Below are 11,737 nucleotides of genomic sequence, written 5' to 3' on the forward strand. Positions count from 1 at the left end.
CTGCGGTTCAGGCAAGGGCTCTGTCATTCTTCGCGTTAGCTGGGTGCGTGCTGCGGCGCCCTGGCACCGCGGACAGCGCCGGTTGCGGCAGGAGCTGTAGGCGATCCGCTGATGCCCGCAGTCGGAACAGGCTTCGACGTGACCGCCCAGAGGCTGTGCTGCAGGTCTCGATCGCCGACATGACCTTGAGCTGGTGCAGGCTCAGGTGTCCGGCATGAGCGATGCGATAGGATAAACCCGCCACGCGGAAGACATCGGCGACCTCAAGGGTATGGCTCAGGGGCCGGGCAGTTCCTCCGTCGTAACGAAGATGCCCCGCTTATCCAGTGCGGTGGTCACAGCCCTCACCGTGCGCGTTGCCACCTTGGTGTAGAGGACGATGTTCTCCAGCTTGGCGTGACCGAGCGGCGCCCGGATGATGCGGATACCGACGCGGTCTTCCAGACGATAAGTCGCGAAGCTGTGCCCCAAGGTATGCGGGCCGAGGCGCCTGGCGGTCTTGCCTTGCAGCGGCGCTCATGGCCCGAACGTAGTATGCCGAAGGCTCCCGTCTGCAGTGTTTGAGCTCCGTGCGACGGCATCCGCCGAAGAGTGAACCTGCAGCTTGATCGAGGACGTCTAGGCACCGACCTGCGCCACTGGCATCAAGAGCGGTTTTCGAAGCTGGAGCCCACCGGTACGACGATTGGCGAGGCATTGGTCATGTGGCCAGTGCTGAGCCTGAAGTCATTTTCTTGACCCAGCCTAGTCCATCAATTGTCGTTGTCCTCGGCCGGTATTCGAACCCGATATATCCGCCGTAGCCCAATCGATCGACCTGCGAAACGATCCATGCATCATCGAGCTCCCCCGTGCCGGGTTCGCTTCGCTCTGGAACCGCGGCAATCTGGATGTGCCCAATGATCGGCATCAGCGCCGCAAGCGAGCGTAGGACATCGCCATGCATGATCTGACGATGATAGATGTCGTATTGCAGCCGAACATTGGCGCGATCGAGATCACCGATGATCTCGGCGGCCAGATCGAAGCTATCGAGAAAATAGCTAGGCATGTCCCGCCCATTGAGCGGTTCGATTAGGATGTCGACACCGGCCGTCCCGGCAAGATCGGAGGCCTCGATCAAAGCGTCGCGGTAGCGCTGCCGCGCCGCCCTGTCAGATGCGGAGGCCAGGCCGGCCATCATGTGCAATCGCGGGACGCCGAGGCAACTGGCATAGTGGAGCGCCATCTCAAGGCCGAGCGTGAACTCCGCTTCCCGCTCCGGCAAGGCAGCGAGGCCGCGCTCACCCTTGTCCCAATCGCCCGGCGGCATGTTGAACAGAACGATCTCGACGCCTGCGGCAGCGGCCTTGGCTCTCACCTCCTCCATCGGATGCGCATAGGGAAACAGGAATTCGACCGCCGTGAAACCGGCCTCTGCGGCCGCGCCAAAGCGGTCGAGAAAGGGCACTTCCGTAAACATCATCGAGAGGTTGGCGGCAAAGCGCGGCATCTGCGTCCTATCCCCGTCCGACGAAAGGCATCTGCGTGGCCATCACCGTCATGGTCAACACATTGGCCTCGAGTGGCAGGCTGGCCATATAGCACACCGCGCGCGCGATATGGCTGGCGTCGATGGTCGGCTCGGCCGCCGTTGATCCGTCGGCCTGCAGCACGCCCTTGGCAATCGTGGTCGTCATTTCGGTCCCGGCATTGCCGATATCGATTTGCCCGCAGGCGATGTTGAATGGCCGTCCATCCAGCGCCGAGGCCTTGGTAAGCCCGGTTATGGCGTGCTTGGTGGCCGCATAGGGAGACGACCAGGGACGCGGCGTTGTGGCAGAGATCGAGCCATTATTGATGATACGCCCACCTTGCGGGTGCTGCGCCTTCATGGCCCGGAAGGCCGACTGAGTGCAGAAGAAGGCACCACTGAGATTGGCATTGACCACAGTGAACCATTGTTCTGGCGTGGTGTCTTCGAGCGGCACCAGCGGCGCGTTCACGCCCGCATTGTTGACCAGCAGGTCGAGCCGCTGCCAAGCCTTGAGCACGGCGTCGAAGGCCGCCTGAACGGCCGCCGCATCCGCAATGTCGGTGGGCAGGACCAGGGTCTTTTCCCGCGACGGATCGAGCTCGCTTGCGGTGGCCTCGAGCACTTCGTGCCGGCGCCCCAGCAGGGCCACTCTGAATTCGTCAGCGAGCAGCGCCCGCGTGATCGACTTGCCGACGCCGGTGCCCGCGCCGGTCACGATTGCAGTCTTGTCAGTCACGTTGTTCCCCGGGGCTCACTGGCCAGGAAAGAAAGCCTCGTCCTGCTGCCGCCGCAAGACCGAGAGTTCCGAGTTCGGATCGATTTCGAGATCCCCCAGGCGGATGGGTGTATTCTTGGTCACCGGCCGGGTCAGTCGGGCGCCCGCGGCGAGATAGAACGGCACGGGGCTATCGGCCCCCAGCGCGCCGGCCGGGACCATGCGTGACGACACATTGTCGATCGCATGATGGTGCCCTCCCATGGTCAACACCGTGCCTGCCGGCAGGTCGGCATCGGCATGGGCGACAAGGTCGACATGATGTCTGGGGTCCTGCGCCCCGCTCGATACACCACGCAGCGCCATCTCAAGGACGGTGGTCGCGGCCTCGAGCCCGAGCAGATGGCGTGGGATATGGAGCATAGCAGTTCGCCCGGAACGGCTGAGGACGTGCCCCTTCTCGCGCAGCATGGTCCATGTTGACTCGTCGTCGCAGTTCACGACGACAAAGACGCCACCGGCAAAGCTGACCTCATTGGGCAGGCGCAGGCAGTGGAAGACGTCGAGGCGGCGTGTCCCGTCAAGAAGCCCGCCGTCTTTCCTTGTCGCAAAGAAGTCGGCGACTTCACCAATCGCGGCGATCGGCGCATGCAGGTCAGGCCGATCGGGCATCAACCCGGTGGCATTTGCCACCACCGTCATTTCACATAGGTCCGGCACGGCCCGCTGCGGCAATTCCGCTGCCGCCGCTGCCCTGCCTGCAGCGACCTCCGCACAATCGCGGTCGCCAAGAGTGAGCCAGTCGGCAAAACCCGGCGCGTCCACAGTGCGGCCATTGCTGGTCAGCCTGCCAGCCGCGGGGTCGAAGATGAAGTCGTATTCGCTGGACTTGCCCGCCGCCACGATGTCGAGCCCGATGACCTCGGCCCAGGTGACCAGGCCGATCAGAAGGCTCGGCTGGTCGCCGTCAACGGGAGAGACAAAACGCCCCCGGCTTCTGGCCAGGCGCGCCAGTTCGGGCCCGACCACGCTGTCGACTTCCTTGGAGACGAGGGCCACATGGTGACCGGCCTCAACGGCCAGACGCACATGCCGCGCCCCTGCTTCCGGGTGCCCGGTTGCCTCGACCACCACGTCGAGCGGCAGGTCGAGAACCGTTTCCAGCTGCCCGGCGGCAATATACGTGCCCGCGTCCCAGGCCGCCCGAGCCTCCGTGGTGCTGTTGCATATGCGGATGTCGGCCTCGGCAATGCCGGCCGAACGCATGGATGCAGCCGCGATCTCGGCGCTGACGTCGACCGCCACGCGCGTGTGCATCAGCGGCACGCGCCGGCCCTGCGCCAGAAAGCTCCGCCCGAAGCCACCGGTGCCCACGATACAGGTCTGGACCGGTTCGACACGCGCCGGCGAAGAGAAATAGGTGTGATAGTTCATTATGATATTGTCACGAGAGACCGAGTTTCACCGTGCTGAGCGGAGCGTGCCGCGGTTGCGATACCTCGAAACCAACTTGGCCAGCTGAGGGACGATGATCAGCATCAAGGCCAAGCTCATTATCGAGCCAACCAGTGGATTGGACCAGAAGACCCCGAGCGAACCGTCGGACAGGATCATGGACTGGTGAAAAGAGTTCTCCGCCTTGTGTCCCAACACCATCGCGAGGACGAGCGGGGCCAGCGGATAGTTGAGCTTGCTGAAGAAGAAGCCGACTACGCCGAACAGCAGCACCAGCCACAGATCGAAGGTCGAGTTGCTCACCGTATAGGCACCCACGAAGCATATTGCGACGATGACCGGCCCGATGACGGCAAAGGGTATCCGCAGCAGGGCAGCAAACATGGGAACGGTTGCCATGACCAGCACGACCGCCACGATATTGGCGACATACATCGAGGCGATGAGGCCCCAGACGAAGTCGGGTTTGGTCGCGAACAGCATGGGTCCGGGGGTTAGCCCCCAGATCATGAGGCCGCCCATCATGACGGCTGCGGTGGCAGAGCTGGGAACCCCCAGGGCCAACATGGGCAGCATGGCGCAGGTGCCCGCAGAATGGTCGGCGGTTTCGGGCGCGACAATCCCTTCCGGACGTCCCTTGCCGAACGTCTCGCCGGGCCTGGACCACTGGCGCGCCACGCCATAGCTCATGAAGGAGGCCGCAGTCGGGCCGCCGGGCGTGATGCCCATCCAGGTGCCGATGGCTGAAGAGCGTAGCAGGGTCGCCCAATAGCGGGGCAGTTCGGCGATGGTGCGGAAGACGTCACGCAAGTCGATCCGAGACGCCACGCCCCGGAAATGGAGCCCGTCCTGCACAGTCATCAGAATTTCGCCGAGACCGAACAGGCCGATGACGACAACGAGGAAGCTGACGCCCCCCATGAGTTCATTCAATCCGAAAGTCAGCCTCAGGCTACCGGTGATGGTATCCATGCCCACGGTAGACAAGGCCAACCCGATCAGCAGCGAGATGATGGTCTTCAGGGGGGCGGAACTGCCCATGCCGATAAAGGCGCAGAAGGCGAGAAAATAGACCGAGAAGTATTCGGGCGCCCCAAAGCGCAAGGCGAAGTCGGCCGCCCATGTGGACAATAGGGTAATGACCACGACGCCCACTAACGCGCCGAAGCCGGCGGACATGAATGCCAGGGTCAGGGCGCGTGTCGACTGCCCGTTCTGTGCCATCGGATAGCCGTCGAACGTCGTCGCCACCGATGATGGTTCACCCGGGATATTGAACAGAATCGACGTCGTCGACCCTCCGAACAGGGCGCCCCAATACATACTGGCCAACAGGATGATCGCCGAGACAGGATCCATGGTGAAGGTCAGCGGGATCAGCAGCGAAACCCCGTTCGGCGCACCAAGCCCCGGCAACACACCGACCACCAGGCCAAGCAGGACGCCAACGACCATGATGGTGATGTGCATCGGAGTGATGGCAACCTGGAAACCTTGCATCAGCAAGCCGATATTTTCCATTTCGTCGCTCCTGCGGCCGATCAGTAGATTTTCAGGAAGGCTTCCAGCGGCCCCTTGAGCAGGGGGACGCGGAAGAGGATGTCGAACACGACGAAGAGGCCGACGGAGAATGCGATGCCCAGGCCCGCCGCCCAGAACGGGTTATACCTGCCTTGCCGCCAGGCGACATAGAACAGGTAGAGGGCCGCCCCAACGTAGAGCCCGAGGACGATGGTCACGATTACGAAGGCGGCCATTGGCAGGAAGAAGGTCAACAGGCGCTTGGCCTGCTCGAATTCGATGAACACTTCGCTCTCGCCACGATGGATCACCATCGTCCAGACGGCATTGGCCGTCCCTGCAAGGGCGAGCAACAGGCCGACGTAGAACGGGAAATAGCCCGCCTCCGGTCCTGAGCCGGTCCAGCCGACGCCCAATTCCAGCGAACCTCCTGCCACGACGACGCCTGCCAGGGCTGTCAGCCCGGTAACGAGGACTTCCATGTGGATACGCTTGACGACCATCGCTTGGTCCTACGCTGGAGTAGACTGAACCGGGACGGGCATAGGACCCGCCCCGGACACGGGAGGGACTACTGAGCCGTCCAGCCTTCGGCCTTGAAGACTTCGACGGTGCTGGTTTCACTGTTGTCGATGAAGCTGGCCAGTTCCTCGCCGGCCAGGAAACGGCCGGTCTGCGAGGTGTTAGCGACATATTCCTGCCATTCAGGCGTCTGGCTGACCTTTTCCATCATGTCGACATAGAAGGCCAGTTGCTCGTCTGTGACGCCGGCAGGCAGCCAGACCGTTCGCGGCATCTGATAGGCCGAAATGTCGATGCCGCTTTCGGTGCAGGTGGGAATGTCATGCCAGCCCATGTCCCCGTGGACCGGCTCGCTTTCAGCCATGCGCTGGTCGCTGAACACGCAAAGCGGCTTGATGGCGCCGGCCTGCCACTGGCCCAGGTTTTCGTTCGGGTTGTTGACATTGGCTGCGATGTGGCCACCGGCCAACTGGACGCCAACCTCGCCACCGCCATTGAACGGCACATATTTGAACTCGGCGCCGGTCTTCTGTTCGATCAACGCGACCAGGGTCTCGTCGGTATCCTTGGATTGGCTGCCACCGAAGGCGATAGAACCGGGATCGGCCTTAGCCGCTTCGATGAACTGGCCTGCGTCAGCGTAGGGCGCGTCGCCCTTCACCCAGATCAGGAATTCATCGAGCGCCAGGGCGGCAACCGGCACGAGATCGTCGGACGTGTAGGCCATCTTGGCCACATGCGGGAGCAGATAGACATTGTTGGTGCCGAAGATCAGCTTGTGCGGATCGCCAGCATTGGCCTTGGCATAGATAAAAGCTTCCGCCCCGCTGCCGGCGCCTTTGTTGAGGACCACCACCGACTGATCCATCAGGTCGTGCTGGGCAATGATGGACTGGATGGTGCGGGCGAAGTTGTCGGTGCCACCGCCGGCGCCCGATGCTACGACGAACTCTACCGGGCGCTCGGGAGCCCATTGGGCAAAGGCTCCCGCCGTCGATAGAAGAGTTGTGGCTACGGCAAGAACAAGAGAGGTCTTCTTCATGGAATCTGCCCTCCTCGGCAGGTTTGGATAGACGGTTTCACCAGGATTGGCGGTGAAGTGTACTCGGCACCGGCCTTGCGCCGGCTTGAATGTCGCAGTGCGGACGGGTCAGGCTGCGAGGCGACTGCGGCTCATGCTTTGGGCGACGACGATGTCAAAAGCGGCCTGCGTTGCGCCCAGATTGGCCTTACCCTGTCCGTAGATGTCGAAAGCCGTGCCATGGGCTGGCGTCGCGATCGGGATCGGCAGGCCGCCATGGACAGTCACGCCGCGCGAGAAGCCCATCAGCTTCATCGCGATCTGACCCTGGTCGTGATACATGGTTACGATCGCGTCGAAATCCTTCACACGCAGGAAGATGGTGTCGGCCGGGAATGGCCCAACGACGGGTAGACCCCTGCCCTTCGCCTCTTCGACAGCCGGACCGATGACGTCGATTTCCTCGCGCCCGAAGCTGCCATTCTCTCCGTTGTGCGGGTTGAGACCACAGACGGCGATGCGTGGACGCGCCACTCCGGTGGACAACAGGGTTGTGTGAGCCAGTTCGATCCCGTCGAGCACCCGTTCGCGGGTGATCAGGCCGGGCACATCCTTGAGAGCGACATGGCTGGTGACCCGGCTGGTCCAGAGATTGTCCAAGACGTTGAGTTCGCCATGGGGGCCGCTGACGCCGAGCATGGCGGCAAACCACTGGCTTTCGTCCTCATGCGGCAGACCCGCCTGGTGCATGGAATTCTTGTTGAGGGGCGTGAAGAGCACGCCGTCGGTGATCCCAGTCTCGGTTAGTCGGACGGCGCGTTCGAGGGTTTCGAGGCTATAGCGTCCACCATTTTCGGTGGCTGTTGCCCGCTGGAATGGGCGCCGGCTCGAGCCTTTGAAATCCTCAAGGAGGATCGAGTCGGTTCCATCGAAGACCGGCTCCCCTTCGGACAGGCGGTAGGTGAAGCGCTCGTTAGCGATGCGCATGCCTTCTTCGACCTCATCGCGGTCGGCAATCAGCAGGATGTCTGCCTTGGCGCGGTTCTCGGGCCGCGCCAGAAGCTTGGCGATCAGTTCAGGGCCAATACCTGCTGGATCTCCCAAGACAACTGCCAAACGTGGCTTCATGGCTGCTCTCCTCCGTCGGCCCTGATGCCACCTACCAAACATGACGCACACCAACTTGTCAACTGGTCCGGCCATGAGACCACTAGACCTGTTTGGCGAGTTGCGCCATATTGCGTTTTGCGGACGAAACCGGCAGGGAACGATATGGACGCACCACTGAATCTGCAGAATCTCAAGAACGGCCTGTCCAAACTCACCATTCGCGAGCAGGTCAGTCATCGGCTTGCTGCAATGGTCCAGTCAGGGATTCTTCGTATTGGCGACGAACTGCCCAGCGAGCGCGAACTGGCGGCGACGCTTGAAGTCAGCCGCGAAACCGTGCGTGGTGCCATTCAGATGCTGGCTGCCATCGGCATGGTGGAGATTTCGCAGGGCAGCCGAACCCGCATCGCCCGCACCCAAGGCTTTTCGGCCAATAACAGCGTGACCCAGCCGGTTCTGTCGGGCCGCTCGGCAGAGGAAGTCTATCAGGCCCGACTAATGGTCGAAATTCCAGTCATCCGTGTTGCCGTCGAAAGGATCGACGATGACGGCATTGCCCGGCTTCGCCGGCTCGTGGAGGCGCAGCGCGACATGGTCAACGACCATATCCGCTTCCAGATTTCGGACGCTGAATTTCACGACTGCATCTACCACGCCAGCGGCAACGAACTGGTGGGCGGGTTCCTGCACGAGCTCTTCAGCTTTGGCATGGAGTATCGACGCCACGTGCTCTTGCGCGAGGGCTCCGTGAGCCTGAGCCTTGATGACCACATCGAGATTCTCGACGCTTTTGAGCGCCGCGATCCAATGGCGGCTGCCGAGGCGATGGAGAACCATCTCAATCGCATCCACCAGACGACCCTCGAGGCCATGGCCGAAACCCGCGCCGGCCGTCGCTGACCTCCTCCCATCGCGTTCTGTCCGGAAAATGAAGAGCCATGATCCTTGGTGCAATTGCTGACGACCTGACGGGCGCTACCGACCTGGCCCTGATGCTGACGCGCGGGGGCATGCGCGTGCTGCAGGTGGTGGGCGTTCCCCATCCGGACGCCGACTTCGACGATGCAGACGCCGTCATCGTCTCGCTCAAGTCGCGCACGATTCCCGCTCCGGAGGCTCAGGCAATGTCGGTGTCGGCCGCAAAAGTGCTTCTGGCCAAAGGCGCGCGCCAACTCCTCTTCAAATATTGCTCGACCTTCGATTCCACCGACGAGGGCAATATCGGCCCTGTCACCGATGCGCTCCTGGACCTGCTGGGCGATACACGCACTCTCGCCTGCCCGGCTTTTCCCACCAACAAGCGGACCGTCTACAAGGGTCACCTGTTTGTCGGCGATGTTCTGCTCAGCGACAGCCCCATGCGCGACCATCCGCTTACCCCCATGCGGGACGGCAATCTCGTCCGCGTACTCGCACGGCAGACCAATCGCCCGGTGAGCCTCATCGATCACGACATCGTCCGGCGGGGGTCGGAAGCGGTGCGAGAAAGCTTTGCGAGCCTCGAGGGCATTGCCATCGTCGATGCCATCAGCAACGAGGATCTTTACGAGATCGGTGCGGCCTCCATGGACCTGCGGTTGATCACCGGCGGATCGGGCATCGCCATGGGTCTTCCCGAGGCCTATCATCGGCGGGGTCTGCTTGCCCTCGTCCCGGTTGAAGCCAGCCTTGAAGCACCTGCTGGGCGCAACGCGGTCCTCGCCGGCTCCTGCTCGGCGGCCACGCGGCGCCAGATTGAGTACGGCCGCGCCCAAGGCATGCCCGCCCTCAAGATCGAAGCCGCCCAGATCACCGACGGAACGTTCAGCGTCGAGGCCGCCGCCGACTTTGCCGAACGGGAGACGGGAGCTCTCCCCCCGCTCATCTACTCGAGCGCCGATTCCGAGACGGTGCGCGCTGTCCAACAGGCCCTTGGCGCCGAAGAGGCCGGGGAACTGGTCGAGCGCTTCATGGGTGAGCTTGCCCGGACGCTGGCACGACGGGGCTTCACACGTTTCCTGATAGCCGGTGGCGAAACATCCGGCGCCGTCATCCGCGATCTCGGCGTCACAACGCTCCAGATCGGTCCGGAAATCGACCCGGGCGTTCCCTGGACCATTTCGACCGGTTCCGGGCCGGAATTGGCGTTGGCGCTGAAGTCGGGCAACTTTGGTGCCGATGATTTCTTCGTCAAGGCCTGGGAGAGGCTGAAATGACCGCACTCGTTTCCATGGCAACCCGCATGCGCGATGACATCTGCGCAGTGGGCGCATCGCTGTTCAATCGGGGCCTGACGGCGGGCTCAACGGGTAATATCAGCGTCAGGCTCGATGACGGCAGCATGATCATGACGCCTACCAATGCTTGCCTGGGCGAGCTCGATCCGGAAAGGCTCGCGCATCTGGCGGGGGACGGCACTCATCTTTCCGGCGACAAGCCGACCAAGGAAGCGTTCCTGCATAACTGCATGTATTGCGAGCGGCCCCATGCCGGCGCAGTGGTGCATCTGCACTCGACCCATGCCGTCGCCGTCAGCATTCTCGCAGACAACAATCCCGAGGACGTGCTGCCGCCCTTGACGGCCTATTATGTGATGCGCGTCGGGTCACTGCCGCTGGTGCCCTATTTTGCGCCCGGCGACGAAGCTCTGGCCCTCGCAGTCAAGGCCAAGGCAGGTCGCCATCATGCGGTCCTGCTCGCCAATCACGGGCCTGTTGTGTCTGGAACGACCCTGCGCGACGCCCAGTATGCGACAGAGGAACTTGAGGAAACCGCCAGGCTCCACCTGTTGCTCGATGGCCACCGCACGCGGCCACTGACGCCGGCGCAGGTCGATCATCTCCGCCGGCGCTGAGCATCATGCAGGGCGCAGACCGCCCAGTTCGTCCTCAATATAGCTATCGACTATAGCGTCGAATGAGGCGTCCCCGGAAAAGCCGAGCGACAGCGCGCGGTTCGGATCGAAGGCGCGCGGCCAGCCGGCGACAATCTCTTCGATCACGGGGTCCGGCTCGCGCCGGATCAGCTCTGCCGCAGCATCACCGGCGGCCCGCTTGAGTGCTTCGATTTCCTCCGCAACGGTCGCGGCCACGCCAGGCATGTTCAGCGAGCGGCGCACCCCAAGCGTCGACGTGTCCATGCTCGCGGCATGGAGCAAGAAGCCGACTGCGGCCCGCGGACTGGCAAACCAGTGGCGCACCGTCTCGGCCACCGGGAGCACGGCCTCCTGACCGGCCAGAGGCTCTCGCAGGATGCCGGAGAAAAAGCCGGATGCGGCCTTGTTGGGCTTGCCGGGCCGGATGACGATGGTGGGCAGCCGGACGCCCACTCCGTCCAAAAAACCGCGCCGCGAGTAGTCGGCCAGCAGCAATTCGCCGATTGCCTTTTGGGTCCCATAGCTGGTGAGCGGCGAGAGCACATGGTCATCGCCAATGACATCGGGAAACGGTGTGCCGAAGACAGCGATCGAGGAGGTGAACACCACGCGCGGGCAATAGGGCCGTTCTGCGCCTTGCTTCCGGATCGCCTCGAACAAAGCACGCGTGCCATCGAGGTTGATGCGATAGCCCTTCTCAAAGTCGGCTTCGGCCTCGCCAGACACGATGGCTGCAAGGTGGAAGATCACATCGGGACGGTCGGCCACCAGCTGCCCGGCAACGCCCGGTTCGGCCAGGTCGGCGGCCACAAGCTCGACAATGCCGGAAAAATCCGGCTGCTCCGGTTTTGTCACGTCCACCAGGGTCAGTTTGTCGGCGGCACGGACGCCCCAGGTGCGGCCACGCGCCACTTCCTGGGTGAGCTTGCGCCCCAGCATACCCGCTGCACCTATGACGAGTATATGCATCTTCGCTCCTCGCTGGACTACTGGACCAACCAGTTATCCTGTTCGGGGCTGTTT

General features: G+C 62.8%; 12 protein-coding genes and 1 pseudogene. 3 read left to right on the forward strand and 10 right to left on the reverse strand.

Features of this window, described 5'->3' with window-relative positions; all coding sequences use genetic code 11:
• Positions 1-9: 9 nt before the first annotated feature.
• The 9 genes and pseudogenes from IC608_RS11745 to IC608_RS11785 all read right to left on the reverse strand — a co-directional run.
• Positions 10-280, reverse strand: a pseudogene (locus IC608_RS11745) (transposase zinc-binding domain-containing protein); the annotation flags it as partial.
• Positions 277-471, reverse strand: a complete 195-nt coding sequence (locus IC608_RS11750; protein WP_191775573.1) for a hypothetical protein — start codon at positions 469-471, stop codon at positions 277-279. The pseudogene IC608_RS11745 and the gene IC608_RS11750, both read right to left, overlap by 4 nt.
• A 229-nt stretch (positions 472-700) precedes the next feature.
• Entirely contained in the window at positions 701-1,492 is a 792-nt protein-coding gene (gene otnI / locus IC608_RS11755) for a 2-oxo-tetronate isomerase (protein ID WP_191775574.1), read from the reverse strand.
• Positions 1,493-1,499: 7 nt separating this feature from the next.
• Positions 1,500-2,252 carry an SDR family NAD(P)-dependent oxidoreductase gene (locus IC608_RS11760; RefSeq protein WP_191775575.1) on the reverse strand — a complete coding sequence of 251 codons (753 nt, stop codon included), beginning with the start codon at positions 2,250-2,252 and terminating at the stop codon, positions 1,500-1,502.
• A gap of 15 nt (positions 2,253-2,267) precedes the next feature.
• The gene (locus tag IC608_RS11765; RefSeq protein WP_191775576.1) at positions 2,268-3,665 is read right to left on the reverse strand and encodes an NAD(P)H-dependent oxidoreductase; all 1,398 of its coding nucleotides are present in this window, start codon (positions 3,663-3,665) and stop codon (positions 2,268-2,270) included.
• Positions 3,666-3,692: 27 nt separating this feature from the next.
• On the reverse strand, positions 3,693-5,207 hold the full coding sequence (locus IC608_RS11770; RefSeq protein ID WP_191775577.1) for a tripartite tricarboxylate transporter permease: 1,515 nt from the start codon (positions 5,205-5,207) through the stop codon (positions 3,693-3,695).
• Positions 5,208-5,227: 20 nt separating this feature from the next.
• Positions 5,228-5,710 carry a tripartite tricarboxylate transporter TctB family protein gene (locus tag IC608_RS11775; protein ID WP_191775578.1) on the reverse strand — a complete coding sequence of 161 codons (483 nt, stop codon included), beginning with the start codon at positions 5,708-5,710 and terminating at the stop codon, positions 5,228-5,230.
• 68 nt (positions 5,711-5,778) lie between these two features.
• Positions 5,779-6,771, reverse strand: a complete 993-nt coding sequence (locus IC608_RS11780) for a Bug family tripartite tricarboxylate transporter substrate binding protein (RefSeq protein WP_191775579.1) — start codon at positions 6,769-6,771, stop codon at positions 5,779-5,781.
• Between the two features lie 108 nt (positions 6,772-6,879).
• Entirely contained in the window at positions 6,880-7,878 is a 999-nt protein-coding gene (locus IC608_RS11785; RefSeq protein ID WP_191775581.1) for a 4-hydroxythreonine-4-phosphate dehydrogenase PdxA, read from the reverse strand.
• A 144-nt stretch (positions 7,879-8,022) separates the two neighbouring features.
• On the opposite strand from IC608_RS11785, the gene IC608_RS11790 reads away from it, so the two are divergent.
• From IC608_RS11790 to otnC, 3 genes are read left to right on the forward strand one after another with little or no spacing between them, the layout of a single operon-like run.
• Positions 8,023-8,760: a FadR/GntR family transcriptional regulator gene (locus IC608_RS11790; RefSeq protein WP_191775583.1), complete on the forward strand. Its 738-nt coding sequence runs from the start codon at positions 8,023-8,025 to the stop codon at positions 8,758-8,760.
• Between the two features lie 38 nt (positions 8,761-8,798).
• Complete coding sequence (gene otnK, locus IC608_RS11795) at positions 8,799-10,055, forward strand: 3-oxo-tetronate kinase (protein WP_191775585.1); 1,257 nt, start codon at positions 8,799-8,801, stop codon at positions 10,053-10,055.
• Complete coding sequence (gene otnC, locus IC608_RS11800; protein ID WP_191775587.1) at positions 10,052-10,693, forward strand: 3-oxo-tetronate 4-phosphate decarboxylase; 642 nt, start codon at positions 10,052-10,054, stop codon at positions 10,691-10,693. Before otnK ends, otnC begins: the two co-directional genes overlap by 4 nt.
• A 3-nt stretch (positions 10,694-10,696) precedes the next feature.
• On the opposite strand, the gene denD is transcribed toward otnC, so the two are convergent.
• The gene (gene denD / locus IC608_RS11805; RefSeq protein ID WP_191775589.1) at positions 10,697-11,683 is read right to left on the reverse strand and encodes a D-erythronate dehydrogenase; all 987 of its coding nucleotides are present in this window, start codon (positions 11,681-11,683) and stop codon (positions 10,697-10,699) included.
• Positions 11,684-11,737 lie beyond the last annotated feature (54 nt).

Source organism: Devosia oryzisoli, from assembly GCF_014837245.1.
Taxonomy (GTDB): Bacteria; Pseudomonadota; Alphaproteobacteria; order Rhizobiales; family Devosiaceae; genus Devosia; species Devosia oryzisoli.